Below are 26,403 nucleotides of genomic sequence, written 5' to 3'. Positions count from 1 at the left end.
AAACGTAGGAAACAAGCCTGGCGATCGAAGAACGCGGCGGCGACTGCGCGAGCAGGATCCATCGTAGATTTCTAGACAAGGAAACGGCGGCGACGAGATGCGGCTGCGCGCACTGCTGGACACCGATGCGCTGGGCCTCAGGCTCCTCGGCGGCGAGGACGAGCTGGACCGCTCGGTACGCGGTGTCATGACCACCGACCTGCGGGACCCGAGCCGCTACCTCTCCGGCGGCGAGCTGGTGCTGACCGGCCTGGCGTGGCGCCGGGACGCGGCGGACTCCGACCCCTTCGTCCAGATCCTGGTGCAGGCCGGGGTGACCGCGCTGGCGGCCGGCGAGGCCGAGCTGGGGGCCGTCCCCGAAGACCTGGTCGCGGCCTGCGCCCGGCACCGGCTGCCGCTGTTCGCGGTGCACGAGTCGGTGGCGTTCGCGACGATCACCGAGCACGTCGTACGGCAGGTGTCCGGCGAGCGCGCGGGGGACCTCGCGGCCGTGGTCGACCGGCACCGCCGGATGATGACCTCGGGCCCGGCGGGCGGCGGCCCGGACGTGGTCCTGGACCTGCTCGGCTCCGACCTGGACCTGCGCGCCTGGGTCCTCTCCCCCGCCGGACGGCTCATCGCGGGCCCCAAGACGGCGGGCCGGGGGCTCCCGGTCGAGGTGTGCGCGAAGCTCGCGTCGGAGCATCTGGCGGCCGTCCGCGGCGGCCGGCGCGGCCCGCACCGCACGGCCCTCGGCGGCACGACGTACTCCCTGTTCCCGATCCACAGCACCGGCCGCTCCCCACAGCTCCCGCAGGCCGCACCTCCCCAGCAGTCCCCGCAGTCTCCGCGAGACGCACGGGATACACGGGTCGCACGAGATGTACGCGACCTGCGGGACGTACGCGAGAGTGTGCTGTCGGACTGGCTGCTGGCCGTCGAGGCGGACGCCGGGGAGTGGGCGGCGGAGCGGCTCGACCTGCTCCAGGGCGTCACCCAGCTCATCGCGGTGGAGCGCGAGCGCCGGGACGCGGCGCGCACGGTGCGCCGACGGCTCGCCCAGGAGGTCCTGGAGCTGGTCCAGACGGGCGCGGCCCCGTCGGAGATCGCGGCGCGGCTGCGGGTGGCCGCGCCGGTGCTGCTGCCCGGTCTGGGGGCCGCCCCGCACTGGCAGATCGTGGTGGCGCGCGTCGAGTGGGAGGGCGCCGGGATCGAGGCCGGGCCGGCCGCCCAGTCGCTGCTGGAGGAGATCCTGGTCGACCCGCTGGCCACCGGCCCCGAGCCCTCCGACCGCATCGCCGTCGCCCACACCGGCGACGAGGCGATCGCCCTGGTGCCGCTGCCGTCGGTGTCGAGCGAGCACGACGGCTCCGAGACCGGCGTCCTGGCCGACGCGCTGCTGGCAACCGTCCGGGAGCCGCTTTCCTCAGGTCTCGACGGCGACGGCCGGCTCACGCTGGGCGTCAGCGCGGCCGTGCACTCGGCGGAGGGGCTGCGCGGGGCGCTGGAGGAGGCCCGCCACGCCCGGCGGGTGGCCGCCGCCCGCCCCGGCCGGGTGTGCGCCGCCGGGCACCAGGAGCTGGCCTCGCACGTGCTGCTGCTCCCCTTCGTCCCCGACGACGTCCGGCGGGCCTTCACCGCCCGGCTGCTGGACCCTCTGCGCGACTACGACCGCCGCCACCGCGCCGAGCTGATCCCGACGCTGGAGGCGTTCCTGGACTGCGACGGCTCCTGGACCCGGTGCGCCTCCCGGCTGCACCTGCACGTCAACACGCTGCGCTACCGGGTCGGACGGATCGAGCAGTTGACGAGTCGTGACCTGTCGCGCCTCGAGGATAAGCTGGACTTCTTCCTGGCGCTGCGGATGAGCTGAGGACGAAGCCGAAACCTCCCGGGGCCAGAGTCCCACGACTTTGTGAAATCCTTCACCCGCCCCCTTGGCCCGGTGCCGCGGTTCGTGCTGAGATGCGCGCACCACTCACTCATGGCTCGACGGCGCGCTCGGGGAGGGCAACGTGGCGTATTCCGCCATGTCCGGTACTGGAACGACCTCAGGTGACGACCCCCTCCAGACCGCGGTATGGCGGCTGCGCTCGCGGGCCTGCTGGGCCGACGCCGCCGCTCTGCTCCCACCCGACACCGCGCAGGGCTCGATCCAGCGGGCCGGACTGCTCGTCGAGCGCTGTATGTACACCGAGCAGGGCTGGCAGGACGCCGAGGACGCGCTGCGCACGGCGGAGGCGCTCGCCCACGACGACGAGGAGCGCGGCGCGGCCGCCTGCGAACGCGGCCAACTCGCCTACGCGGCCACGCTGCACGGGGTCCGCGACCGGGTCGACGAGGCGCGCGCCGCGCTCGGCCGGGCGGCCGCGCTGATCCCTCCGGACGCGCCGGGCCGAGCGCTGCTGGACTTCCGCCGCGGACTGCTCGCGGAGAACATCACCCGCTCCCCGCAGGCGGCCCGGGCCGCGTACCGACGGGCGCACACGGCGGCCGCGGCCCACTCCGACTCGCTGCTGCTGTCGTTCACCTGGCGCCACCTCGCCGGACTCGCCCTGCGGGACGGCGAGGTCGCCGAGGCCCGGCACGGCTTCGCCGAATCCCTGCGGATCCGGGAGGAGTTGGGCTACCTCGTGGGCACCGCCCCGGCGCTCGCCTCCCTGGCGGACGCCGAGGTCGAGCCCGAGGCGTCACGGCTACGGGAGGAGGCGGGGCGGCTGTTCCGGCTGCTGGGGGGCGTACCGACGTGGCTGGCACGGCAGTTGGCGCCCACGCCTCCGGCTGCGACGGCGTAAGGGGCTACGCGCCGGGGGGCGCCTGTCGACGCCGGTCCCACGGCGAGCGTCCCAACGCCGACGAACGACCGGGCTCAGCCGGCGCCGGCGAAATGCCTGCGCACAAGCGACTGCACCAGTTCCAACTCCCCCGAGCCCAAGGCGTCCAGCAACGCGCCATGCTCCGCCGCGTCGGCGACGAGATCCGCCCGCCCCCGCGACGCCGCCCCTCCGACCAGCGGCCACTGAGCCCGCCGGTGCAGATCCTCCGCGACCCCGACCAACTGCTCGTTGCCGGACAGCGCGAGCACCCCGCGATGGAAGACGCGGTCGGCCTCGGCATAGGCGGCCCGGCACCCGGAGGCGGCCGCGCGCACGGTCGCGTCGGCGAGGGGCCGCAGTTCGGCCCACCGCTCGGCCGGCACCGTACGGGCGAGCCGCAGCATCACCGGCACCTCGATCAGCGCCCGCACCTCGGCCAGCTCGGCGATCTCGCGGGCGCCCCGCACGATCACCCGGAACCCCCGGTTGGGGACGACCTCGACGGCGCCCTCCAGCGCGAGCTGCTGCATCGCCTCGCGGACCGGCGTCGCGGAGACCCCGAAGCGCTCGCCGAGGGCGGGCGCCGAGTAGACCTCGCCCGGCTTCAGCTCTCCGGAGACGAGCGCGGTGCGCAGCGCGTCGACGATCTGGCCGCGCACGGAGGCGCGCTGGACGACCGGCCGAGGGCGCGGGATCGGCGTCTCGCTGTGGGTGTGCTCACCGCGCGCGGACCCCGTCGGACCGCACCGGTCGACGTCCGCGTCGACCGTCCGCGGCACCTGCGCGGGCACCCGTGCCGCCTGGCCGGCGCCGCCCAGTGGAGTCCCGGGAGTCCCCATGGCGCCGGCGGAGCCCTGCGCACGCTGCTCCACGGGTCCTCCTCGGGACGTGTCGGCACTTGGGGTCATTACTGCGGGTTGTTACTCGTCCGTCAAGCACCTTAGGCGTACTGGCCGCCAGTTCAAATCCCGACCATACTGACTAAGGTAAGGCTTACCTTTAGTCACTTGCCTTCCGTCACTCGTCGAACGGTGGTCCCGGCATGCCCACAGCCCCGTCCGCCACGGCGGCGGCCTACGCCCGCCTCGCGGAGGTCTTCCCCGACCTGACCGTCACGGAGCTGGGACCCGCCGAGCCCGCACCCCGGGGCGGCGGCTGGGTCTCGGCGGCCGAGCTCGCCCAGGGCGGGGCCGCGCTCGAGGCGTTCCTGGCCTGGGACGCGGCACAGACCCTGCGCGACTACGGACACCGGGCGCGCCCGGACGTCGTCGCGAGCTTCGGACTGCACCGGTACGCCTGGCCGGCCTGCCTGCTGATCACCGTCCCCTGGTTCCTGCACCGCCGGGTGCCGCGCCACCCCGTGACGCAGGTCTCGTACGACCGTACGGGCGACGGGATGCGGATGGCCGTACGCCCGCCCGCGTCGTTCGCCTGTCTGCCGGGCGACCCGGCGGCGGCGCTGCCGGGGGCGCGGACGGTCCCGGACGAGGAGGCGCTGCGGGCGGAGGTGCGGGCCGCGCTCGCCGAGCACCACGAGCCGGTGCTCGCCGGGTTCGGGCCGCTGGCGCGGCGGCGCGGCCGGGCGCTGTGGGGCATGGTGACGGACGAGATCGTGGAGAGCCTCTGGTACGTCGCCTCGCTGTTCGGCGACGGCGAGCAGGAGCGGGCGCAACGCGAGCTGGAGCTGCTGCTGCCGGGCGCGACCCGCCCGTACGTCGGTTCGGCGGCCTTCCGTGAGCTGACCGGTCCGGACGGCGAGCCGCTGCCCACCCGGGACCGGGCGAGCTGCTGCATGTTCTACACGGTGCGCGCCGACGACGCCTGCGAGACGTGTCCGCGCACCAGCGACGCGGAGCGGATAGCCAAGCTCACGGCCGCCGTCGCGAGTTGAGGGGCGCTCAGGCACCCCCGGAGCAGGGCCCGCCGGACCGTCCCGTAGGATCACCCGCGACGAGACTCCCTGCGGTTGCTCCCCTACGGTCAGTCCCTTTGGTTACGGGCACTTCACAATTTCCTCACCTGCCACGGGAACTTTCCGTGGAACCACCCGTACGGGTAGTCTTATTCGAACTCAACTCCCGCCCCTCAAGCGGCAGTTCGAGCAGAACGTCGCCCTGGGCATCCCCTTGCACCTCCTTGGCGGCCTCTTGCCCCGAAACCCCCTGAGGGACGGCGGGATTGGGCCACTATGGCGGGCGTTACGCCCTATCCCAATGCAAGGGACCCCAGATGAGACTGACCGACATATCGCTGAACTGGCTGCTTCCGGGCGCCGTACTGCTCCTGGGCATGCTGGCGGCGGTGGCGGTGCTCGCGCGCGGCAAGCGCTCCTCCGGGGCGAACGCGAACGCGGACGACTCGTGGGAGCGCACCGAAGAGCGCCGCAGGCGCAAGGAAGCCATATACGGAACCGCTTCCTACGTCCTTCTGTTCTGCTGCGCGGCCGTGGCCGCAGCCCTCTCCTTCCACGGACTGGTCGGCTTCGGCCAGCAGAACCTCGGGCTGACCAACGGCTGGGAGTACCTGGTGCCGTTCGGCCTGGACGGCGCGGCGATGTTCTGCTCCGTCCTCGCGGTGCGCGAGGCCAGCCACGGTGACGCCGCGCTCGGCTCCCGGATACTCGTGTGGACGTTCGCGGGCGCGGCGGCCTGGTTCAACTGGGTGCACGCGCCCAGGGGCCTGGGACACGACGGCGCCCCGCAGTTCTTCTCCGGCATGTCCCTCTCCGCGGCCGTGCTGTTCGACCGGGCCCTGAAGCAGACCCGCCGGGCCGCCCTGCGCGAGCAGGGTCTGGTGCCGCGTCCGCTGCCGCAGATCCGCGTCGTGCGCTGGGTGCGGGCCCCTCGCGAGACCTACAAGGCCTGGTCGCTGATGCTGCTGGAGAACGTGCGCAGCCTGGACGAGGCCGTCGACGAGGTCCGCGACGACAAGGTGCGCAAGGAGGAGACCAAGCTGCGTCGTCGCGAGCAGCAGCGGGTCGAGCGGGCGCAGCTGAAGGCGATCAGCCGGGGCCATCGGGGCTTCCCGGGCCGTGGCGGCCGGCAGGCCGAGCCCCCGGCGGCCCTGGAGCGGGCGACCACCGCGGAGCCCGCCATAGCCAACTCGACGGAGCAGCTGCCCACTCGCTCCCGTCACTCCCTGCAGCCCGTGCGCCACGGCTCGGACTCGATGAGCGTCGACCTCACCGCGGAGGACGACACAATGGCCCTGCCGCGTCTCGACTCCCTCGAGCGCAAGCTCAAGGACCTGGAGCAGCAGTTCGGCTGACGGACCGGCTGACGGACTGACGGTCCGGCAGGGAAGCTTCAGACGGTCCGGCAGGGAAGCTTCATGGGAAGGGGGCGCGACCACGACGGTCGCGCCCCCTTCCCGTGGTTCTGTCGCCGGTCGTCCCGGCGGTCACGCCGCTCGGGCGTCCAGCTCGAACCAGACGACCTTCCCGACCCCGTGCGTCCGCACCCCCCAGGCGTCCGCGAGGGACTGCACCAGGACCAGGCCCCGGCCGTGCGTGCCGTCGTCGGTGCGCGGCATCCGCGGGCTCGGTCGGCGGGCCACGAAGTCCCGCACCTCCACCCGCAGGCCGTCGGGACCGACCGTGGCCGTCAGGACCGCGTCGTCGTCGGTGTGGACGAGCGCGTTGGTGACGAGCTCGCTGGTGAGCAGTTCCGCCGTCTCCGACCGCTCGGGCTTCCCCCAGCCCTGCAGCAGTTCGCGCACGGCCCGGCGCGCCTCGGGCACCGCCCGTAGATCCGCCCGCCCGAGTCGGCGACTGAGCTGCGGCTCCCCCGTCCGCTCCGCCGTGTCGTCGGCCGTCTCCTCCGCTGTCGGCCTTGCCGCCGAGGCGCTCGCGATCGCCGTCGGACCGCTTCCTCGTGCCTGCCTCTCCATGACCCCCGCCCGCGTGTCGATGTCGGTTCCCCTCCTGCTCGAACACGTTCACGGGGATCCTTGCCCGGTCGACACCGCGCCAGTCATGTCCAATCGTCGACGACCGGGTGTTCGGCCATGTCCTGACACGGCCGAGACAGCCCCGTACCGGGCCGCCGCAGGGCCGACACGGCCCCGCCCCGACCGCCGGGAAACGCGCCGAGGCCGACGCCCGGGCCCTGGTGCAGGGGCGCTCGGAGCGAACGGCGCGACAGCGCACGCCTCCCGCGCGGTTACGGTGCGGGGGGTGCCGCCGACCCGCTCCGTACGGCACGCTCCGGGCGCCCTGCCACCGCCGGACCAGGCGTCCCAAACTCCCCACGAGCCCTTCGCGCCCGACCCGCCGGACACAGAGACGGCCCTACGGCGGCTCAAGCGTCCCCTGAAGGGCGCGCACCCGTGCGATCGGCGCGCCGACGGCCTCCTCCCCCGAGGCGGAGGTGCGCCGGTGCGTCCACGCCTCGCGGCGACCCCCGAACCGACCGCCCGCGCGGCCTCGCGCCTACCCACCGCGGGACATTCAGACCACAGGAGATGGCCCCGCACGCCGACGCGCGTCTGCCGATCCTGCCGTATGTGCCGCAGGCGTACGGCAGTCGGCGACAGGCCCCGGGACGCGGAGGGGGGCCGGCGCCCGAGGTGGACGCCGGCCCCACAGGGTCCGACAAGTTGGCCGGAATCCGCCGCCCCTGGATCAGCTTCCCGCGGCGCCCGTCTCGCCGATGTGGAAGATCTTGTGGCCGCGGGTCATGTCGACGATCAGCTTGGTGGTGTCCCCGCCGCCCCAGCTGAGGGTGACGACCGCCTCGGTGTGGTCGGCGGTGCCGTTGTCGGTGACCTTCCAGGCGATGGGGACGTTCTGGGCGCGCAGGACGCCGTTGGCGTGGTTCCTGTTCTCCCAGGCCTTCAGCTCCTTCTGGAAGGCCGCGGTGAGGTAGTGCCGCCGCAGCTCGTCCGGGAGCTTGCCGGCGTTCTCGTCGCTCACGGCGTCGATGTAGGCGCCGTAGAAGTCGGCGATGCGGGTGATGTTGTCGGACGGCTTGCCGCTGACGCTGCGCGGGCTGCCCGCGGACGCCTGGGCGGTCACGCCGAGGCCGAGGGCCAACGCGAGGCCGGTGGCCAGGGCGGTACGGCGGCGGGTGATGTTCTTGCTGGTCATGTACGTTTTCCCCGTATTTCCTGGGTGTGGTCTGGCTGTGGTGGTCGTGGGGTCGGGGGTCGGGCGGTCAGGTGTCGTGCGGTCGAAGGTCGTGCGGTCAGTGGAGCTTGTTGACGGCCGTGACGGTCGTCTTCTTGAAGGCCTTCACCGGGGCGTCGCCGAAGTCGCCCAGCTGACCCCAGTCCACGACCGTCACCGTCGTGCCGTCCCGGCCGACGGAGAGGAGGCGGATGTCGGTCGCGCCCCAGGAGGTCTCGGTGTGCAGGCCGTAGACGTGGGCGCCCTCCTCGACGGTGAGCTTCCCGTAGTCCTTGAGCGTGGCCTCGGTCTCCGGGTCGGCCTGCTCGATCCACGTGGGGCAGGACTTGATGTCCCGGTTCAGCCGCGAGAACCGTCCCTTCGCCGCGCTGACGCTCGACAACTCGACGCTGACCTGACGGGCGCTCGTGTCGAGGTCGGTCCGGAAGTCCCGGTACCAGGAGTCCCGGCCGTCGCCCAGCGCCATGCCGAGGCAACGGTCCGTCTCCACCTCCTCCGGCACGCCGGGGGTGACCTTGCCGGCCGTCCAGGACGAGGAGGAGTGCGGGGGAAGGTCCGAGGCCGAGAGGAAGCCGGGCGGCTTCGGGGCGGCGGCGCGGGCCGGAGCGGCGCCCGCCGGGGCGGAGAGCACGGCGCCGAGGGCGAGGCCTGCGGCCGTGAGGGCGGTGAGCGCGGCGAGCCTGCCTGCTCGGGTGCGCTTGGGCATGGGTGTCCCCCGTGAGTCGGTGCATGGGTGGGAAGGGGTCGCCCCCGGCGCCGGCTGGTCGGTCCGGTCCCGGTCGGTGCGACACCAAGAGCATCGGCCGTCCCGGCCGCCCGATGCAACGGCCCTCGCCCGATCGGCGGCGGTGGAACCATCCCAGGTCATCTGACGTGCAGGTATACGGGTGCCTGGGATGACCGCCCGGGCCGGGACAGGGCCGTACGGGACCGTACGAGTCCGGACGAGCACGGGGGAACGGTGTCGACCTCGACGGATGGCGATGCGCACGACGGGTATGGCGGGAAAGACGGGAAAGACGGGACCGACGGAAACGGTGCGAAGGATCCGAGCGGTGCGCACGAGGTGGCGGAGTTCGCGGCGCTGCTGACGGAGCTCAAGGAGCGCACGGATCGCAGCTACGGCTCCCTCGCGCGCCGGCTGGGCATGAACACCTCGACGCTGCACCGCTACTGCGCCGGGGAAGCGGTTCCACAGGATTTCGCTCCCCTCGAACGGCTGGCGGAGTTCTGCGGGGCGTCGCCGGAGGAACGCCTCGAGCTGCACCGGCGATGGCTGCACGCGGTGGCGGCACGGCAGCGGCCTCGGGCGGCGGGGGCGCCGGAATCACCACAGACACCGGAGACCGCACCGCAGCCCTCACAAGCGCAGGCGACGCAAGAATCGCCGGACGAGAAGACGGATGCCCGGGCGCCTCACGAGAACCAGGCCCCGCCCCGCCCCTGGTACCGCCGCCGGCGCAGCACGGTCCTGATCGCTGTCGCCTGCGCGCTCCTCGCCACCCTGGGCACCCTGTCCGCGCTGCCGGGCGGCACCCGTTCGCCCGCCGCCGACACGGACCGCTCCTCCGCCACCGGCCACCCCTCCGGAACAACGGTTTCCACGACCCCTCTGTCCTCGTCCACGCCCACCGCCGGCGTCACCGCCTCCCCCACGCCCGGCACCGCCTCGCCCGCCCCACGCTCCGGCGGGACCTCTCCCTCCCCGGACGCCGCCCCGGCCGGCGGCGCGGCCTCGGCCCCCGCCTCGGGCGTACCGCTCGTCTGGACCGCCGATTCCCAGGTCTGGGCGCTCAACTGCAGCCATGACTACGTCATCGACAAGCCGCCGGCACAGGTTCCGCCGCCCCCGGCGGAGCAGGACGCCGGGCCCTGGGCGTCGGCTCAGGGGGCCGTGCACGGGCGGGAGACGAACGTGGAGATCTCGGTGCAGGGCCGCAGCTCCACCGCCGTCGTCCTGACGGCGCTGCGGGTGCGGGTCGTCGGCCGGACCACGCCCGCGCCGGGCACCGTGTACGCCATGGACCAGGGCTGCGGCGGCGCACTCGGCAAGCGTTACTTCGCGGTCGACCTGGACAAGGACCGCCCCGTGGCGCACTCGATCGCCGGCAACGACTCGGGCACCCCGATCCCGGCGGTGAGCATGCCCTACCGCGTGTCCTCCACGGACCCGGAGGTGCTGCTCGTCACCGCGCGGACGGACGCCTGCGACTGCGACTGGTACCTCGAGCTCGACTGGTCGTCCCAGGGCCGCACCGGCACGGTCCGCGTCGACGACCACGGCCGCCCGTTCCGCACGAGTGCGATCAAGGGGCTGCCACGTTACTGGTACGGCTCGGACAACGGCGAGCGCAAGTGGGTCCCCGCCACCGACTGAGCCGCTGTGTCCCGGCCTGCCGCGACCTGTCCCTGCCGGGACAGGCCCTACGGGCGCGGCACGTTGCGGAGGTTGGAGCGGGCCAACTGGAGCATCCGGCCCACTCCGCCGTCCAGCACGATCTTCGAGGCGGACAGGGCGAACCCGGTCACCATCTCGGCGCTGATCTTCGGCGGGATGGAGAGGGCGTTGGGGTCGGTGACGACGTCGACGAGGGCCGGGCCCTTGTGCCGGAAGGCGTCCTTCAGCGCGCCGGCGAGCTGCCGTGGCTTCTCGACGCGCACGCCGTGGGCGCCGCAGGCGCGGGCGACGGCGGCGAAGTCGGGGTTCTTGTTGGTCGTGCCGTACGAAGGCAGGCCCGCGACCAGCATCTCCAACTCCACCATGCCCAGCGAGGAGTTGTTGAACAGCACGACCTTCACGGGGAGGTCGTACTGCACCAGGGTCAGGAAGTCGCCCATCAGCATGGAGAAGCCGCCGTCGCCGGACATCGACACGACCTGGCGGCGGCGGTCGGTGAACTGGGCGCCGATCGCCATGGGCAGCGCGTTCGCCATCGAGCCGTGGGAGAAGGAACCGATGACGCGGCGGCGGCCGTTGGGGGTGAGGTAACGGGCGGCCCAGACGTTGCACATCCCGGTGTCGACGGTGAACACGGCGTCGTCGGCGGCGAGTTCGTCGAGTACGGAGGCGACGTACTCGGGGTGGAGGGGGACGTGTTTCTCCACCTTGCGGGTGTACGCCTTCACCACCCCCTCCAGGGCGTCGGCGTGCTTCTTCAGCATCCGGTCGAGGAAGCGCCGGCTGTCCTTGACCCGCACCCGCGGGATGAGACAGCGCAGCGTCTCGCGCACGTCACCCCAGACCGCGAGGTCCAACTTCGAGCGCCGGCCGAGGTGTTCGGGCCGCACGTCGACCTGGGCGATCTTCACGTCGTCGGGCAGGAAGGCGTTGTACGGGAAGTCGGTGCCCAGCAGGATCAGCAGATCGCACTCGTGGGTGGCCTCGTAGGCGGCGCCGTAGCCGAGCAGACCGCTCATCCCGACGTCGTAGGGGTTGTCGTACTGGATGTGCTCCTTGCCGCGCAGCGCGTGTCCCACCGGGGACTTGATCCGCCCGGCGAACTCCATGACCTCGGCGTGCGCTCCGGCGGTGCCGCTGCCGCAGAACAGGGTGACCTTGTCGGCGTCGTCGATCAGCCGGACGAGCGCGTCGAGCTCGGCGTCGCCGGGGCGGACGGTGGGCCGGGCCGTTACGAGAGCGGTTTCGACAGGTTTGTCGGGGGCGGGCGCGGAGGCGACGTCACCGGGGAGGGAGACGACGCTGACCCCGCTGCGGCCGACCGCGTTCTGGATCGCGGTGTGCAACAGCCGAGGCATCTGTTTCGGGCTGGAGATCAGCTCGCTGTAGTGGCTGCACTCGCGGAACAGCTGATCGGGGTGGGTCTCCTGGAAGTAGCCGAGACCGATTTCGCTGGAGGGGATCTGGGAGGCGAGGGCGAGGACGGGGGCCGCGGAGCGGTGGGCGTCGTAGAGGCCGTTGATGAGGTGGAGGTTGCCGGGTCCGCAGGAGCCCGCGCAGGCGGCCAGCTTCCCGGTGACCTGGGCCTCCGCCCCGGCCGCGAAGGCGGCGGTCTCCTCGTGGCGGACCTGGATCCACTCGACCCCGGAGTGCCGGCGCACCGCGTCCACCACGGGGTTGAGGCTGTCCCCGACGACACCGTAGAGGCGTTCCACCCCCGCGCGGGCGAGGATGTCCACGAACTGTTCGGCGACGTTCTGCTTGGCCATGGATCGACGCACCCCTTCGGTTTCCGCTGCGGTCTCCTCAGGTTTTCTCGGGTTCCCCCAGGTCTCCCCGGGATTCCTCGAGTCCCTCCCTCCACAGTGGCCGCGGCGGCGCGGTTACGCCTCCCAGACGGCTGCCGCCGTGCGGTCGTCGGCGTAGCCCTTGACCCTGACCTGGGCGTCGGCGAGGAAGTCCGCCAGACCGGGCGGGGCCGGGTCCGACCAGCGTGCCGTCAGGTGCGCGGCCAGTTCGGGCTCGCCGCGCAGGGGTTCGGCGAGGCCGCTCGTGCACATCAGGAGCGTGTCACCCGGGCGGGCGACGGAGGCACGGAAGCGGAAGGGTTCGCGGGGCGGCTCGGGGGGCGGGTCGTAGGGGCTCGGCGGAGTCGTGATGCCGAGGTCCATGGTGAGCCGGTCGCCCGCGGGCGTCTCCGCGGGCAGCGAGCCGAACCCGACGACCGGTTCGCCGGCGATCTCGCCGGCCCGCGGTTCGATGTCCTGCCACTCGCCGCCGCGCAGCCGGAACAGTCCCCCGGCGCCGACGCCGAAGAACACGCGCGTACGGCACTCGGGGTCGGCGGGCAGCAGGAGACAGCGCAGGGTGGCCGTGTACTCGTCGGGCTCCAGGCCGCGTTCGGCGGCGCCGGCGCGGAGCCGGCCGAGGCTGCGGTCGGTGAGACGGTGCAGGCCCGACTTCAGGTCGCCGCGCCGGCCGGCCCTTATGTCCTCGGCGAGCCGGACATGGCTGCGGCCCACGGCCCGCCCGATCCACTGGCACGCCTCGGCCGCCGCGAGGTGCGCTCGCGGGGTCGCGCGGGCGCCGGTCGCCATCGCGACCAGGATCAACGCCTGCTCGCCGGTCCCGAAGCGGGCGGTGAGCAGGGCGTCCCGGCGCGGCTCGCCCCGGTACCGCGCGGAGTCCCCGCGCACCGACACGGCCCGCAGCGCGCAGACCCCGTACCGGGCCCCGTCGAGGACGGTGTCGGCGACCAGGTCGTCGAGGTCGTCCGGGTCGGCGGGCGGCAGGGCGGTGGGCTCGGCGTCGTAGGTGGGCGGCCCGGAGCCCACATAGGGCTTGGAGGCGTCCTTGAGGCGGGGGAGGGAGACGGGGAGGTCGAGGGCGGTGGGGGTGGGGGTGGGAACGGCAGTGGGTGGGAGGGGGGTCGCCGTGCCGCTGCCTGAGGTGGTGGGGGCGAGCGGGGGCGACAGGGGGTGGGCGGCGGAGGGTGCGTCCGGTGAGGCGGGCGCGGTGAGCGCCGGGCCGGTGGGGGCCTGTTCGGCGAACCCTGCGGGCAGGGGGCCGGGCGGGAGGGTCGTGGGGCGGGGAGGGAAGGTGGTGGGGCCGGGAGGGGTGTCCGGGGGCGGCTCCCAGGGGGCGCGCTGGGGCATCGGCGGACGAGGCGCAGAGGCGGGCGCGGGGGCGACGCGTAGGCCGGGAGGGTTCCGGGGCGGCGGGACCGCGGCGGCCTGCGGGGGCGGGAGAGAAGGCTGGGGCCCGGGGGAAGGCGGGGGCCCGGGAGAAGGCTGGGGCCCGGGAGAAGGCGGGGACGCGACCCCGGTCGGCGTCGAGCCGTCCGGCGTCCACCAGTCGGTCCGCGCGCCGGGGCCGAGCCGATCTGCCCGGTGCTCCGACACGACGGCCTCCGCCGCAGGCGCCGTATCCGCCGTAACCGCCGGGTCGGTCTCCGCGGTGCTCCCGGAACCCGTGGCGCTCCCGGTGCCGTCTGCGCCCCCCGTCCCCGTCGGGCGGACCGCTCCCGTCGCCGAGGCGAAGCGGTCGTCGAGGGAGTCGGCGGTGGCCGTGGGGCCCGCGTCCTCGGTGGAGTCGTCGTACAGCTGCCCCCACCAGTCGTCGTCGTGACCGGTGGGCCTTCCCCCCTGCTGGCTCATGCCCCTAATTGTCCACCGCACGGGCCGTATGAAAACGGGGCATCCGGAAAATGCGCCAAGACGAACAGGCGTACGACGGGCGGGCGATGAAGATCGCCGGGCGGCTCCACCCCCCACGGGAGAACCGCCCGGCGACCTTGGGGTGACCCGGGCCCAGATCCCCTGTGCGCCCCTGCGCGACATGAGCCCGGATCACGTTCTGGGTGATTTCTGAGCGACTTCTGGGCGACTGGGGCGGTGGCCCCGAGCGTCCGGAGCTGATCGCAGCAGATGGCCGCTGGTCACAACTGGTCGCAACTGATCCCAGCCGTTCGAGGCAGGCCGATGGGCGATCGCCGCATATCCCTACGCGATCGCCGTCGATTGCGGATGATCACGTATTCCCGCCGTGGCCACACCTTGGCAGAGTGACCGGTGGTACGGCGATGATGTGCGACGGCGGGTTTGCGCCGTGGCTTTTTTCCGCCACCCGCGGGAAGTTCGAGGAGGGACGGCCCCCGATGCTGGGAGCGATAGGGCTCGACGAGACGCACGAGTCGGCGTACCGGGCGCTGGTGTCCGTGGGCGCCGCCGACGTGCCCGATCTCGCGCGCCGGCTGACGCTCGGCGAGCACGACACCGAGCGTGCGCTGCGCCGGCTGGAGCGGCACGGTCTGGCGGCCCAGTCCTCGGGCCGGCCCGGTCGCTGGGTCGCCGCGCCGCCGGGCGTCGCGCTGGGCGCGCTGCTCACCCAGCAACGGCACGAGCTGGAGCGGGCGGAGCTGGCGGCGGCGCTGCTCGCCGAGGAGTACCGGGCGGGGGCGGCCGAACCGGCGGTGCACGACCTGGTCGAGGTGGTGACCGGCGCCGCTGCGGTCTCCCAGCGGTTTCTGCAGCTCCAGCTCGGGGCGAGCGACGAGGTGTGCGCGCTGGTCACCGGCACCCCGGTGGCCGTGACCGGCCGGGAGAACGACGCCGAGGAGCGGGCGGCCGCCCGCGGGGTGCGCTACCGCGTCGTCCTGGAACGGGAGGTGCTCGACCAGCCGCACGGCATCACGGAGCTGACCGCCGCCCTGGAGCGCGAGGAACAGGTGCGGGTCGTGGACCGGGTCCCGACGAAGCTCGTCGTGGCCGACCGCTCGCTCGCCCTGGTACCGCTCACCGGCCGTTCCGCGGAGCCCGCCGCGCTGGTGGTGCACGCCAGCGGGCTGCTGGAGCTGCTGTCGGGACTGTTCGAGTCGGTGTGGCGGGAGGCCCTGCCGCTGCGGCTCGGCGCGAACGGCGTCACCGAGCAGGGCCCGGACGGCCCCGACGCCGCCGACCTGGAGATCCTCTCCCTGCTGCTGGCCGGACTGACCGACGCGAGCGTGGCCAAGCAGCTGGACCTGGGCCTGCGGACCGTACAGCGCCGGGTGAAGGGGCTGATGGAGCTGACGGGGGCGTCGACCCGACTGCAGCTGGGCTGGCACGCCTACGAACGGGGCTGGGTGACCCGGGAGCGGTGACCGCGTCGTAGCGCTTGACCTGCGCGTTCTCCCGGACTCGGGCAGGCTGGGCAGATGGGAGCGTGGGAACTCCTGCTGGTCGGGCTGGTCATCCTGCTCGGCCTGTGCGGAGTGCTGGTGCCCGGGGTGCCGGGATCGTGGCTGGTGTGGGCCGCGGTCCTGTGGTGGGCCCTGAAGGATCCGCGGCCGGTCGCCTGGGCGGTGCTCGTGGGCGCGACGGTGGCCCTCTTCCTGTGCCAGGTGGTGCGCTGGGCCCTGCCGCCCCGACGGCTGCGGGAGAGCGGGGCGACCCCTCGGATGGCGGCGTACGCGGGAGGCGGGGCGCTCCTCGGCTTCTTCCTGGTCCCCGTGCTCGGCGCGATCCCCGGCTTCCTCGGCGGCGTCTACCTCTCCGAACGCCTGCGCCTCGGCCGTGACGGCGAGGCCCGGGCGGCGCTGCGCACGGCGATGCGCGCGGGAGGCTGGAGCGTCCTGGCGGAGCTGTTCACCTGTCTGCTGATCGCGGGGGCGTGGCTGGGGGCGGAGCTGTGGGGGTGACCTACGGCCGTCCGGCCACCCCCGCAGCCTCCTCGTCCTCGTCCTCGTCCTCGGTGGGGTCAGGGTGGGGTCAGGGTGGGGTCACAGGCAGATGCAGGGATCGGTTCCGTGGCCGAGGCCGCTGATGTCCCTGGCCCTCAGCGCTCCCTGGTAGGCCTGGACCTCGTCGACGTCGCCGTGCAGATACTCGCCCCATCCGTCGCCGGACCGGGCGCGGCCGATCTGGAGCGCCCCGGAGCCGCGCCAGCCGTCGGGAAGGGCCGCTGTGGCGTCGGCGCCCGCGTTGCCGTCGACGTACAGCGTGATGCGGTCGCTCGCGTCGTCGTACACCACGGCGATCTGGTGCCCCTGGCCCTCGCCGCCGTCCGCGGGCACGACCTGGGACACCACGCTCTGCGTGGCTCCGGCCGCGTCCTCGTGCGGCACGATCAGCTGCCAGGCGTGTGCGGCGGGGTCGTAGCGCACCTTGAACGCGTCCGTGTGCTCGCCGGCCTGCGAGAGCACGGTCATCGGCCCTGCCGGGTCGGCGTCGGCGAGCCGGACGACGACGCCGACGGTGAAGCTGTCGGAGGTGTCCACGACGGGACCCGCCGCGGCGGCGTACCCGTTCTCGCCGTCCAGTTGGAGGTGGCCGTCGCCGACGAGGGCGTAGGGCACGTCCGGGCAGTCCGGGTCGAGGTCGGGGATGCAGGAGCCGTCCGGCCCGCGGTGGATCGACGCGCCGGCGCCGAGCCGCAGCGGGTCGCCGCCGTTCTGCTCGGGGCTCGCCCCGTCCGAGGCGTTCTCCAGGGACCAGTGGCCGAGCAGGGCGGGTTTGCGGTACGCCAGCTGGGTGACCTCGTCCGGGACCACGACCCGGTCGTAGGCCCGGACGTCGCCCAGCGTGCCCTGCCATTGCTGCCGGTGGTCGCCGTCCTGCCGGATCCGGCCGATCTGGAGATCTCCGGCGGAGTCTGCGGTCCCGGCGGAGTCGGCGGGCTCGACCGGGACCGCCGTGCCGACCGGCTCTCCGTTGACGTAGAGCTGTGCCTTGCCGGTCTCGACGTCGTACAGGGCCAGCAGATGGGCCCACTCGCCGGTCTCGGGCGCTCCGCCGGACACCCGGGCCCCGGCGAAGTCGAAGGACCAGACGGGCCGGTCGTCCTCGACACGCAGGCCGAGCGCGAACCCGGACCCGGAGCCGGTGCTGTCGCCCGCGTCTTGGGCGGCCACGGTCATCGTGCGGTCCGTGCGGGACGGGCGCACCCAGGCGCCCACCGCGAAGGTGTCGCGGACGTCGACCGCCGGGGCGTCGGGGGTGAGGAAGGCCTGGTCCCCGCCGTCCAGTTCGGCCGTCGAGGTCAGCGCCGTGCCCCGCGGCGCGGTCGCCCCGAAGGTCACGCCGGATCCCGCCCGGGCCGCCGGTCCGCTCTCGGCGGCGGCCGTCGTCGAGCCCGGCGCGTCGGCCAGCGTCCAGCGGGCCACCGGGGTCCGGCCCGACTGGACGCGGAAGAAGTGGGTGACGGTGCCGCTGCTGCGGCCGGCGCGGTCGAGGGCGCGCACGGTCAGATAGTCCGGGGCCGCCTTGAGCGGCAGGTGGCGGATGGTGAGGGGGCCGCCGAGCTCGTCGGGCCGGGCGGTCACCTGGGGGCCGCCGATGAAGCTGTAGACGTAGGACGCCACGTCGGGGGACGGCGAGTCCACGGTGAAGGCGCCGTACACGCCGACGCCGTCGTGCCAGGCGCCGTCGTCGGGGTAGTCGGCGGAGGTGACGACCGGGGCGGCCGGGTTCTCGGTGTCCTGGACGAAGTCACAGGCGAAACCGGTTCCTTCGGAACTCCACGCGGACGTCGCCGTGCCGTCGTCGGCGCGCACACGCCAGGACACCGTGGTGTCGGCGGGTACGTCGGCGAGCAGGTCCGCGGGCATCCGCCACTGCTGCCGGTACCCCGACAACGTGGCGGGCGTGGTGTGGGTACGGCGCTGCTCCACCCCGTCCGGACCGGTCCACCAGGCCTCGAACTCGCCCTTGACGAGATTGGCTTCGGCCGGCTGGTTGTCCTCCTCAGGGTCGTACAGTACGGCGCTGACCGTGGGCGGCGTCGGTACGTACGCCTTGTCCGCCCCCGACGCGCACGGCCGGCTGCCGGTCTGCAGGTCCTGCACCAGCGGCTGAAGCGGCGGAAGGTTCTCGGCCGCGAAGGCCGCGCCCGGTGCGGCCAGGGCGCCCAGCGCTCCGGCCACGAAGAGCCCCACCCCGCAAAGCCGACGGGATCTTCGCCAACTGCCGTTCTGCTTCGGACTGTTCAAGTCCGCCCTCCCCTGTCGAACGTGCTGTGGATCGCCTGTGTCGTACGGGCCGCTGGAGGCTAACAGGGGCCACCGACACAGTCGTAACCGTTTTCGCGTGGGTCTTAGGACGAACAGCCGATGTGCCCGCCCCCGCCGCGTGCTTGGCTGCCGCCATGACCGAATTCAGCGAGGCCGAGCGCGAGTATCTGAGGACGCAGCGGCTGGGGCGGCTGGCCACCGTCGATCCGCAGGGCCAGCCCCAGGCGAACCCGGTGGGCTTCTTTCCGCAGGACGACGGGACCATCCTGGTCGGCGGTTACGCGATGGGGACCACCAAGAAGTGGCGGAACCTCCAGAAGAACCCGAAGGTCGCGCTGGTCGTCGACGACATCGCCAGTCTCCGCCCCTGGAAGGTGCGGGGCGTCGACATCCGCGGCGAGGCGGAGCTGCTGACGGGCCCGCACGATCTGGGCGCGCACTTCAGCGAGGAGCTGATCCGGATCCATCCGCGGCGCATCCACAGCTGGGGGCTGGAGGAGACCGACGCCTAGACCCCTAGTGGGCGGTGCCGTCGAGCGAGCCCTCCAGCGTCAGCAGCCGGACCTTGCGCTCCAGCCCGCCCGCGTACCCCGTCAGCGAGCCGTCCGCGCCGATGACGCGGTGACAGGGCCGCACGATCAGCAGCGGGTTGGCCCCGATCGCCCCTCCGACGGCCCGCACGGCCATCCGGGAGGCTCCGACACGGGCGGCGATCTCGCCGTACGTCGTGGTCGCCCCGTAGGGGACGGAGTCGAGGGCGGCCCACACCCGCTCGCGGAAAGCGGTTCCCTCGCTGCGCAGCTCGAGCCGGAACTCCTTCAGGTCGGCGGCGAAATAGGCGGCGAGCTGCTCCTCGGCGGCGCGGAAGGGGCCCGGGTCGTGCCGCCGGCCTTCCGGGACGGCGCCGTCCCGGACCACGCCGTCCTGGACGGTGCGTCCGCCCTTCTGCCCGGGCACGGAGAGGGAGGTCAGCGCACCGTCCGGGTCGGCGGTGAGGAGCAGAGGGCCGAGGGGGCTGTCGACGCTAGTCCAGTACATGGGGTTCCTCCGCTGCACGCAGGTGGTGAAGGGCGTACGTCCGCCAGGGACGCCAGCTGTCGGGGACGTCCGCGCCGGGCGGCGCGACGTCCGGGTCGCCGAGGGCGCGGGCCCGGATCGCCGCGACGGTACGGCCGTCCAGACCGGGCAGCGCGAGCAGCGCGGCCTGCGCGTCGTCCCGGTCGGCGCCCGGGTCGAGGCGTACGGCGCCGTCGGCCAGGGCGGTGGCGAGCACGCCCAGGGGGCCGGGGGCCTCGCTGAGGGCGGCCGGTTCGGGGAAGAGGTGGGTGAGGGCGCCGCAGGGGGAGTCGAGGGCCTTGCCGTGGGCACGGACCAGCCTCTCCCACACGCGGCGCCCCTCACCCGGGGCAACCGCGGTGCCCGCCGCCGGACCGACCGGGTCCCGCCCGACCAGAGCCCGTACGGCGTACTCCTCGGGGTCGGCGGCTCCCGGCGCGCGCAGGCCGGGCCGGGCGGCGACCAGCGGGGCCAGCCGCGGATCGGCGGCGAGCCGCTCGTCGACGGCGTACGGATCGGCGTCGAGGTCGAACAGCCGCCGCAGCCGCTGCACGGCGGTGGTGAGGTCGCGCGGGTCGGTGAGGTGCAGCCGGGCGTCGAGCCAGCCGCCGGGATGGACCGCCAGGGCCGCCCGGCCCGGATCGCCCGGCCGCTCGTCGACGGCGACGATCCCGGTGCCGTACGGCAGCCGCAGCGTCCGTCGGTAGGTGCGCCCGCCGGCCGGACCGCTCACCTCCTCCACCCCGGGCACGGCCTCCGCCGCCAGCAGGTCGAACACGGCGCCCGCGTGGTACGGGCCCCGGTGGGCGAGCCGCAGCGGGATCCCGGCTGCCGGAGTGGCCGTACGGCGGGAGGTGCGCACGGCGGCCCGCAGCTCGGTGGGGGTCGACGCGTACACGGCCCGGATCGTGTCGTTGAACTGGCGCACGCTGGAGAAACCGGCCGCGAAGGCGATTTCGGTGACCGGCAGGCCGGTGGTCTGCAGCAGGACCCGCGCGGTGTGCGCGCGCTGCGCCCGGGCGAGGGCGACGGGCCCCGCGCCGACCTCGGCGGTGAGCTGCCGCTGCACCTGCCGGGCGCTGTAGCCGAGCCGTACGGCGAGCCCGGCGACGCCCTCCCGGTCGACGACGCCGTCTCCGATCAGGCGCATCGCCCGGCCTACGACGTCGGCGCGCACGTTCCAGTCGGCCGAGCCCGGGGTGGCGTCCGGGCGGCACCGCCGGCAGGCCCGGAAACCCGAGCCCTGCGCGGCGGCGGCCGTCGCGAAGAAACGGACGTTGCGTCGTTTCGGCGTCACGGCGGGGCAGCTGGGCCGGCAGTAGATGCCGGTCGTCTCGACGGCGAAGAAGAACGCGCCGTCGAACCGGGCGTCCCGGCTGCACACCGCCTCATACCTCGTGTCCTGGTCCGTCATGGGTCCCAGTCTTCGCCCGCGACGAAGACCGCGCTAGCGGAAATCGGACGTGACGCTGGGACCGGTTGCGCTCGGACCGGTTGCGCTCGGACCGGTTGCGCCGAGGCCGGTCACGCCGGTTGCGCTGAGACCGGTGACAGCGACCGGCTCACTGCAAGGGCATGGGACGCCAGGGCCCGTGCCCCCGCTTGGCGTCCGCCGCCGCCCGGCCCGCGGCCTGCTTCCGCTTCCAGTCCTGGCGGACGTCGGCGCGCACGCGCGCGTCGGACTTGGCGACGATCCACTGGTTCTCCCGGACGAGTTTGCGGTAGCTCTCCAGCCGGCGCACGGGCAGCTCCCCGTCCTCGACGGCGGCCAGCACCGCACACCCCGGCTCGAACTCGTGTGCGCAGTCATGGAACCGGCACTGCTGGGCGAACCCCTCGATCTCCGAGAAGACCTGCCCGACGCCGCCGCCGGCGTTCCACAGGCCGACGCCGCGCAGGCCGGGCGTGTCGATGAGGACGCCTCCGCCGGGCAGCGTCAGCAGATTGCGGGTGGTCGTCGTGTGCCGCCCCTTGCCGTCCAGGTCGCGGGTGGCCTGGACCTCCATGACGTCCTCGCCCGTCAGCGCGTTCGCAAGCGTCGACTTGCCCGCGCCGGACGCCCCGAGCAGCACGGAGGTGCCCCGCCCGACGAGTTCGGCGAGCTCCTCGACGCCCTCGCCGTCCCGCGCGCAGACGGTGAGCACCGGCACGCCGGGCGCGCTGGTCTGGACGTCCTGGACGAGGTACGACAGCCCGACCGGGTCGGGCACGAGGTCGGCCTTGGTGAGCACGACGACGGGCTGCGCGCCGGACTCCCAGGCCAGCGCCAGGAACCGTTCGACGCGGCCGAGGTCGAGTTCCACGGCCAGGGACATCGCGATGACGGCGTGGTCGACGTTGGCGGCGAGGATCTGCCCCTCGGACCGCTTGGAGGAGGTGGAACGCACGAAGGCGGTACGACGCGGCAGCAGCGTCCGTACGTACCGCGGGTCCTCGCCCTCGGGGTCGACGGCGACCCAGTCCCCCGTGCACACGACCTTCAGCGGGTCGCGGGGCACGACGAACTCGGTGTCGGCGCGGACGATCCCGGCCGGGGTCACGACGTCGCACAGGCCTCGGTCGACCCGTACGACACGGCCGGGCACGAGACCCCGCTCGGCGTGAGGAGCGAACTCGGCCTCCCAGTCCTCGTCCCAGCCGTAGACGGCGAGCAGATGCGACGGAGATTCGGAAGAAACAGAAGAAAGGGAGGAAGAGGCAGAGGAGGAAACAGAAGAAGGAACAGAAGAGGGAACGGAAGACGAGGAACTCAAGGGGGACCCTTCACAGGGGCGGCCCCGGCGGCGCGCTCACGGGCGCGCGGAAGAGGACGTGGTCAGCCGGAGACCGCGGAGGTGGAGTGGACGAACGTCTCGTTGCTGCGGACAGCAGCCGTCTCGGCGACAGTCATCGGTCACACCTCCCGTTTCTCACACGGCTCATGGCGGGGCCTACGGCCACCGCACGTCTCACGCCCACCATAAAGGCGTACGCCCGCTGCACGCCACGGAATAACAACCGCCCCGCGTCCGCCGCGCGTTCAGCCCGTCGGGGCGGCAGGCGGAGTGAGTCCGGCGGCGGCCAGCGCGGTCGCGGCGAGGTGCTGCACCTCGTCGTCCAGCGCCATGCCCCGCCAGCCGCCGCCGTCGACGACCCGCTCGTCCCGGTCGAGACAGGCGCGCAGCAGCGGTGCGAACTCCCGTGCCTCGGGCCTCAGTTCCGCGACCGCCCGCAACGCGGCCAGCTCGATCTGGCTGTAGGCCGTGCCGGGCCCCGAGTCCAGGACGCGTCGGAACACCTGGCGGGCCAGGTCGCTGTCGCCGGTCACGCGTGCGTGCGCCCGGGCGACGGCGACGGCCTCGTGGCTTCGCCACCGCCGCTCCTGTGCGCGCAGCCAGCGCTCGGGCCAGGTGGTCCGGCTCGCCCCGGCTCCCGGTCCGAGCGGGGCGAGACAGCGGGCCAGGGCGTTCGCGAGCCCCGCCGCGTCACGCGCCCTCGCGGCCGCCTCCGCCGACTTCGGACGGCCGTCCTCCCACCCCGTCTCCGCGTCCCGGCGCAGGGGCGCCGTCAAGGCGAGCACGGCGTCCACGGTGTCCAGCAGCGCCCTCTCGTCGCCGTCGACGGCGAAGCGGGTCCGGGCGACGGTGAGCGCGGTGATCCACGGCGCCCCGAGTCCGGCCGCGCGCCGTTCGCCGACCGGCGGTCGGGTCGCCGACTGCGTCCCCGACTCGAGCGGCCGCGGATCGCCGAGCGCTGCCGATGCCGCCTGCACGGCAGCACGCACCGACCGTGCGAGATGCGGGACGCAGTGCGCCGCCGCGGGTCCCGCGGCCTCGATCACCGTGCAGGCCGACTGCGGATGCGTGGACGCCAGCAGCGCCTCCAGCTCGGGCCCCGCCACGACAGCCGCGGACCCACAGGCCGCGAGTGCGTCGCAGAGCAGATGAAGACGCGGCAGAATCTCCGCTCGTACGTCGAGGCAGACGCCGTCCGTGATGCCGTCTCCGGCACCGCTTTCGGCGCCGTTGCCGGGGTCGGCGGCCTCGACCCCCGACGGCGCCAGGCACCGTGCCAAGGCGGCGCGCAAGGCCGGCGCGAGCGAGGACGCGTGCCGTGCGGCGCACGCCACCAGGGCCTCGCGCAGCGGGGGTGGGGAGAACCAGTAGAAACTCCCGCTGTAGTGGGCCGACGGGCCGAACCCGTCCGTGTCCTCGGCGTTGTCCTCGGCGTTCTCGTCCTGGTCCAGGGCGTGCACGAGCGCGGGAACGGCACGCGCGTCCCCGTGCCGGGCCAGCGCCCACACGGCCCGGATCGCGGCCGGACGGTGCGGGTCGTCGAGCACGGCGGCGAGGGCGTCGTCGAACGCGGCCCCCGCCTCACCCGCCGCCGCCAGCAGATCGGCGGACATCGCTCGGACCTCCGGTTCGGAGTCCTCCAGCAGGGCCCCGATCAGCGGGACCAGCGCCACGGTGGCGGACCGCCGGCGCAGCATCGCGTCACCGGCCGCCCGCAGCGCGCCGATGCGGATCTGCGGCCGCTCATGGCCGATCAGCGCGCGGACGACGTCGATTCGGCCGTCCCGGTCGTCGCCGCACAGGCCGCACAGCGCGCCGGCCAGGCGTGCCCCGTTCTCGGCCCAGGCCGGGTAGGCGTCGTGCGGGGTGGTCGGTGCGAGGGCCGCGTCCAGCAGATCCCGCCAGGACGCCGCCGCCGGGTCGAGCCGCCTGGCCGCCGCCAGACGGGCGAACCTGAGCGCGTCGCCATCGCCCTGCGTCGCCTCGACGAGACGCCGTACGGCCGCTTCGAGTGCGCCTGCCGAGGGGGCGTTCGACGCCCGGGCCTCGGCCGTCGCCCGTGCGCCGTCCAGTCTCAGCGACACGCGCAGGGCGAGGTCCGGCTCGGTCGCGTCCCGCCCGGCCAGCGCCTGCGCTGCCTCGTCGGCGCGCGGCGACCACAGGGCGTACCTCCACAGCAGTGCGGCCACCGCCGTCCGTACGCCGTGGTCGGCGTCGTCCAGCAGCCCGACCAGGGCGTCGTGTCCGGCGACCAGCGCCGCCCGGCAGGACAGTGCGGGCCCGGCCGAGCGCCAGGGCTCGCGCATCTCGTTCTGCAGGACGGCGAACCGGCCGATCAGCTCCACGATCGCGGCGCGCGTCGACAGGCCGGGCGTGGCCGCCAGTTCGATGAGGAACGGCACGGCCGCCGCGCCTGCCGTGTACACCGCGCCGCCCTGGTGGTAGATCGAGGCGTCGAGGTCGTCCAGCAGGTCCTCGCGCAGCGGGTCGTCCCCGGGGCGTGCCAGCGCGCGGAGCGCCACGGGAACGTCGGCAGCGGGGCCGTAGGCGTGTTCGAGATCCGGCCACGGGATGTCGTCGAGGCCGTCGAGCCGCGCGAGGGCCTCGTCCGGCGCCGGTGGGCGTCGACTGGTCATCGCAGGCGCTTCCTTCCGGAGACAGGGCCGCAAGACCCGGAATCGGCGACGCCTCCACCGGCGGAGGACCCGGCGAGCCGCCCCGGAGGACGGTCGCGCGTCACGTGCGGGTGCAGCCGAGCCCGTTGAGCGTGAAGTCGTACGGCGTTGTGTTGGTGTCGTCCCAGGAACCGAGGAAACCGAAGGTGAGGGTGGCGTTGGCGGCGACGGACCTGTTGTAGTCGGCGGCGGTCGCGGTGACCCGGGCGCCGTGCTGGGCGACGCTCGCGTCCCACATCTGGTCGACCTTCTGGCCGTCGCGGAAGGACCAGGCGACGCGCCAGGAGTCGAGGGCGTCGGGCGTGGTCACCGTGACGGTGGCCTGGAAGCCGTCGGGCCACTGGTTGACGAGGTCGTACTGGACCTTGCAGGCCGCCGTCGCGTCGGAGGGCTCGCCGGTGCCCGCGGTGGAGGAGGAGGTGCCCTGGGGTTCGGGGTCGGGGTTCTCGACGCCGGTCGCGCTCGGCGAGCCGTCGGCGGACGGCGCGCGCGAGGTGGCGGACGGCGAGACGGAGGTCTCCTGGGCGGCGGACGGCAGCGAAGGGCCTGGTCCGGCCACCGGGGTGGTGTCGGTGGGCCCGCCTTGCGCGGTGGTGTCGCCCGCGCTGTCGCCGAACGGCATCAGCGACGCGGCGAGCGCCAGTCCGGAGACGAGGACGGCGGCGACGAGGAGTCCGCCCCGCAGCGCGCGCGCCCTGGACGCGGCGGCCCGCGCCGCCTCGCCCTCGGGGTCCGGCGCGTCGGGGCGGCCGCCGCCCAGGCGCACCTCGGCGGCCCGGCGGCGGCGCTCCAGGTAGGCGAGACCGCCCCAGCCGATGACCCCGCCGGCGAGGGCGGCGGGCAGTCCGCCGCCGTGCAGCCGCAGACAGGCGGCGGCCTCCGCGCACTCCACGCAGGTGGCGAGGTGCCGGGAGAGGTCCACGGGGGTCTCGGCGCCGGGCGAGCGGGTGACGGCGTCGAGCAGCCGGACGTAGCTGCGGCACTCGGCGTCCATCGGCGTGTCGAGGTGATTGCGGTGACAGCGGTCCCGGAACAGGCCGCGGACCTGGTTCAGCTCCTCGACCGCGGCGTCCGGGTCCAGGCCCTGCCGGCGGACGACGGAGCGCAGCGGCAGCGCCTCCACCTCCGCCAGCCACAGCAGGGTGGCGTCCTGCTCCTGCATGTCGCGCAGTCCGCGCAGGGCGATGGGTCGGCTCAGCGGCGGCCCGGTATAGCGTGCGGCCTTCTCGGAGTTGAGCCACAGGCGTAGATCGGGGTCGAGTTTGTGGCCCTGTCCCGCGGCCTCCCAGGCGGCCGCCGTGGTGCGTACGGCGGTCAGCAGCAGGGGGATCCGGGGCAGCCGGGAGGAGCGACGGCCGGCGTAGCGTGCCGTGCCGTCCTCTGCGGCGCGGGCCTCGCGTATGCCGAGCGCAAACGCCTCGCGGGCCAGCTGGTTCGCCGCGGTCGAGCCGGAGGTGCACAGGTCCGCGTACGACAGGACGGCGTCCCAGCACTCGGAGAACAGCGCTGCCTCGGCGGCGTCCTTCGGGGTCGGCAGGTCGGGCATTGGTCTCCTGCATCCACAAGCGAGGTCAACTCACCATGACGGCAATG

Annotated in this window: 20 protein-coding genes; 8 read left to right on the top strand and 12 right to left on the bottom strand. The window is 73.9% G+C overall.

Annotation, left to right across the window (positions count from 1 at the left end):
• Nucleotides 1-97 precede the first annotated feature (97 nt).
• Complete coding sequence (locus OG562_RS33495; RefSeq protein ID WP_266404665.1) at nt 98-1,852, top strand: PucR family transcriptional regulator; 1,755 nt, start codon at nt 98-100, stop codon at nt 1,850-1,852.
• A 142-nt stretch (nt 1,853-1,994) separates the two neighbouring features.
• Nucleotides 1,995-2,774 carry a hypothetical protein gene (locus OG562_RS33490; RefSeq protein ID WP_266404664.1) on the top strand — a complete coding sequence of 260 codons (780 nt, stop codon included), beginning with the start codon at nt 1,995-1,997 and terminating at the stop codon, nt 2,772-2,774.
• A gap of 74 nt (nt 2,775-2,848) precedes the next feature.
• On the opposite strand, the gene OG562_RS33485 is transcribed toward OG562_RS33490, so the two are convergent.
• Complete coding sequence (locus tag OG562_RS33485; RefSeq protein WP_266404662.1) at nt 2,849-3,667, bottom strand: GntR family transcriptional regulator; 819 nt, start codon at nt 3,665-3,667, stop codon at nt 2,849-2,851.
• Between the two features lie 170 nt (nt 3,668-3,837).
• Between OG562_RS33485 and OG562_RS33480 the strand changes: the two genes are divergently transcribed.
• Together OG562_RS33480 and OG562_RS33475 are read left to right on the top strand one after the other, a co-directional pair.
• The gene (locus tag OG562_RS33480; RefSeq protein ID WP_266404660.1) at nt 3,838-4,686 is read left to right on the top strand and encodes a (2Fe-2S)-binding protein; all 849 of its coding nucleotides are present in this window, start codon (nt 3,838-3,840) and stop codon (nt 4,684-4,686) included.
• Nucleotides 4,687-5,024: 338 nt separating this feature from the next.
• Nucleotides 5,025-6,062 (top strand): DUF2637 domain-containing protein, encoded by a 1,038-nt coding sequence (locus OG562_RS33475; RefSeq protein ID WP_266404658.1) that lies wholly within the window; start codon nt 5,025-5,027, stop codon nt 6,060-6,062.
• A gap of 132 nt (nt 6,063-6,194) precedes the next feature.
• On the opposite strand, the gene OG562_RS33470 is transcribed toward OG562_RS33475, so the two are convergent.
• From OG562_RS33470 to OG562_RS33460, 3 genes are all read right to left on the bottom strand, one after another.
• Nucleotides 6,195-6,683: an ATP-binding protein gene (locus tag OG562_RS33470; RefSeq protein WP_266404655.1), complete on the bottom strand. Its 489-nt coding sequence runs from the start codon at nt 6,681-6,683 to the stop codon at nt 6,195-6,197.
• 733 nt (nt 6,684-7,416) lie between these two features.
• Nucleotides 7,417-7,881, bottom strand: a complete 465-nt coding sequence (locus OG562_RS33465) for a hypothetical protein (RefSeq protein WP_266404653.1) — start codon at nt 7,879-7,881, stop codon at nt 7,417-7,419.
• Nucleotides 7,882-7,978: 97 nt separating this feature from the next.
• The gene (locus OG562_RS33460) at nt 7,979-8,626 is read right to left on the bottom strand and encodes a hypothetical protein (RefSeq protein ID WP_266404651.1); all 648 of its coding nucleotides are present in this window, start codon (nt 8,624-8,626) and stop codon (nt 7,979-7,981) included.
• Between the two features lie 360 nt (nt 8,627-8,986).
• Between OG562_RS33460 and OG562_RS33455 the strand changes: the two genes are divergently transcribed.
• Nucleotides 8,987-10,297 (top strand): helix-turn-helix transcriptional regulator, encoded by a 1,311-nt coding sequence (locus OG562_RS33455; protein WP_266404649.1) that lies wholly within the window; start codon nt 8,987-8,989, stop codon nt 10,295-10,297.
• 47 nt (nt 10,298-10,344) lie between these two features.
• On the opposite strand, the gene OG562_RS33450 is transcribed toward OG562_RS33455, so the two are convergent.
• Entirely contained in the window at nt 10,345-12,087 is a 1,743-nt protein-coding gene (locus OG562_RS33450; protein WP_266404647.1) for a pyruvate dehydrogenase, read from the bottom strand.
• Nucleotides 12,088-12,201: 114 nt separating this feature from the next.
• On the bottom strand, nt 12,202-13,974 hold the full coding sequence (locus OG562_RS33445; protein WP_266404645.1) for a protein phosphatase 2C domain-containing protein: 1,773 nt from the start codon (nt 13,972-13,974) through the stop codon (nt 12,202-12,204).
• Between the two features lie 500 nt (nt 13,975-14,474).
• On the opposite strand from OG562_RS33445, the gene OG562_RS33440 reads away from it, so the two are divergent.
• Together OG562_RS33440 and OG562_RS33435 are read left to right on the top strand one after the other, a co-directional pair.
• Nucleotides 14,475-15,458 (top strand): helix-turn-helix domain-containing protein, encoded by a 984-nt coding sequence (locus OG562_RS33440; protein WP_266404643.1) that lies wholly within the window; start codon nt 14,475-14,477, stop codon nt 15,456-15,458.
• Between the two features lie 54 nt (nt 15,459-15,512).
• The gene (locus OG562_RS33435) at nt 15,513-15,995 is read left to right on the top strand and encodes a DUF456 domain-containing protein (protein WP_266404641.1); all 483 of its coding nucleotides are present in this window, start codon (nt 15,513-15,515) and stop codon (nt 15,993-15,995) included.
• 81 nt (nt 15,996-16,076) lie between these two features.
• Here OG562_RS33435 and OG562_RS33430 read toward each other — a convergent pair whose 3' ends face one another.
• Nucleotides 16,077-18,284, bottom strand: a complete 2,208-nt coding sequence (locus tag OG562_RS33430; protein ID WP_266404639.1) for a LamG domain-containing protein — start codon at nt 18,282-18,284, stop codon at nt 16,077-16,079.
• Nucleotides 18,285-18,439: 155 nt separating this feature from the next.
• Between OG562_RS33430 and OG562_RS33425 the strand changes: the two genes are divergently transcribed.
• Nucleotides 18,440-18,817: a PPOX class F420-dependent oxidoreductase gene (locus OG562_RS33425; RefSeq protein WP_266404638.1), complete on the top strand. Its 378-nt coding sequence runs from the start codon at nt 18,440-18,442 to the stop codon at nt 18,815-18,817.
• A gap of 4 nt (nt 18,818-18,821) precedes the next feature.
• On the opposite strand, the gene OG562_RS33420 is transcribed toward OG562_RS33425, so the two are convergent.
• The 5 genes from OG562_RS33420 to OG562_RS33400 all read right to left on the bottom strand — a co-directional run bounded on the left by OG562_RS33420 (nt 18,822) and on the right by OG562_RS33400 (nt 26,356).
• Nucleotides 18,822-19,343 carry a methylated-DNA--[protein]-cysteine S-methyltransferase gene (locus tag OG562_RS33420; RefSeq protein ID WP_266404637.1) on the bottom strand — a complete coding sequence of 174 codons (522 nt, stop codon included), beginning with the start codon at nt 19,341-19,343 and terminating at the stop codon, nt 18,822-18,824.
• Nucleotides 19,330-20,775 carry a DNA-3-methyladenine glycosylase 2 family protein gene (locus OG562_RS33415; protein WP_266404636.1) on the bottom strand — a complete coding sequence of 482 codons (1,446 nt, stop codon included), beginning with the start codon at nt 20,773-20,775 and terminating at the stop codon, nt 19,330-19,332. Before OG562_RS33415 ends, OG562_RS33420 begins: the two co-directional genes overlap by 14 nt.
• Before the next feature lie 148 nt (nt 20,776-20,923).
• The gene (rsgA, locus tag OG562_RS33410) at nt 20,924-22,114 is read right to left on the bottom strand and encodes a ribosome small subunit-dependent GTPase A (RefSeq protein WP_266404635.1); all 1,191 of its coding nucleotides are present in this window, start codon (nt 22,112-22,114) and stop codon (nt 20,924-20,926) included.
• A gap of 266 nt (nt 22,115-22,380) precedes the next feature.
• The gene (locus OG562_RS33405; RefSeq protein WP_266404633.1) at nt 22,381-24,771 is read right to left on the bottom strand and encodes a HEAT repeat domain-containing protein; all 2,391 of its coding nucleotides are present in this window, start codon (nt 24,769-24,771) and stop codon (nt 22,381-22,383) included.
• Nucleotides 24,772-24,871: 100 nt separating this feature from the next.
• Nucleotides 24,872-26,356, bottom strand: coding sequence for a cellulose-binding domain-containing protein (locus OG562_RS33400; RefSeq protein WP_266404632.1), 1,485 nt, complete (start codon nt 26,354-26,356; stop codon nt 24,872-24,874).
• Nucleotides 26,357-26,403: the final 47 nt, after the last annotated feature.

The organism is Streptomyces sp. NBC_01275 (genome assembly GCF_026340655.1).
GTDB lineage: Bacteria > Actinomycetota > Actinomycetes > Streptomycetales > Streptomycetaceae > Streptomyces.
Note: the sequence above shows the minus strand (reverse complement) of the source record. Positions and strands in the feature narration are given on the sequence as shown.

Bases quoted from the DNA above. Each gene is read 5' to 3' on its own strand.
- OG562_RS33495 (WP_266404665.1), top strand. From the start codon at position 98: ATGCGGCTGCGCGCACTGCTGGACACCGATGCGCTGGGCCTCAGGCTC.
- OG562_RS33480 (WP_266404660.1), top strand. From the start codon at position 3,838: ATGCCCACAGCCCCGTCCGCCACGGCGGCGGCCTACGCCCGCCTCGCG.
- OG562_RS33475 (WP_266404658.1), top strand. From the start codon at position 5,025: ATGAGACTGACCGACATATCGCTGAACTGGCTGCTTCCGGGCGCCGTA.
- OG562_RS33470 (WP_266404655.1), bottom strand. From the start codon at position 6,683: ATGGAGAGGCAGGCACGAGGAAGCGGTCCGACGGCGATCGCGAGCGCC.
- OG562_RS33465 (WP_266404653.1), bottom strand. From the start codon at position 7,881: ATGACCAGCAAGAACATCACCCGCCGCCGTACCGCCCTGGCCACCGGC.
- OG562_RS33460 (WP_266404651.1), bottom strand. From the start codon at position 8,626: ATGCCCAAGCGCACCCGAGCAGGCAGGCTCGCCGCGCTCACCGCCCTC.
- OG562_RS33450 (WP_266404647.1), bottom strand. From the start codon at position 12,087: ATGGCCAAGCAGAACGTCGCCGAACAGTTCGTGGACATCCTCGCCCGC.
- OG562_RS33445 (WP_266404645.1), bottom strand. From the start codon at position 13,974: ATGAGCCAGCAGGGGGGAAGGCCCACCGGTCACGACGACGACTGGTGG.
- OG562_RS33440 (WP_266404643.1), top strand. From the start codon at position 14,475: ATGCTGGGAGCGATAGGGCTCGACGAGACGCACGAGTCGGCGTACCGG.
- OG562_RS33435 (WP_266404641.1), top strand. From the start codon at position 15,513: ATGGGAGCGTGGGAACTCCTGCTGGTCGGGCTGGTCATCCTGCTCGGC.
- OG562_RS33425 (WP_266404638.1), top strand. From the start codon at position 18,440: ATGACCGAATTCAGCGAGGCCGAGCGCGAGTATCTGAGGACGCAGCGG.
- OG562_RS33420 (WP_266404637.1), bottom strand. From the start codon at position 19,343: ATGTACTGGACTAGCGTCGACAGCCCCCTCGGCCCTCTGCTCCTCACC.
- OG562_RS33415 (WP_266404636.1), bottom strand. From the start codon at position 20,775: ATGACGGACCAGGACACGAGGTATGAGGCGGTGTGCAGCCGGGACGCC.
- OG562_RS33405 (WP_266404633.1), bottom strand. From the start codon at position 24,771: ATGACCAGTCGACGCCCACCGGCGCCGGACGAGGCCCTCGCGCGGCTC.
- OG562_RS33400 (WP_266404632.1), bottom strand. From the start codon at position 26,356: ATGCCCGACCTGCCGACCCCGAAGGACGCCGCCGAGGCAGCGCTGTTC.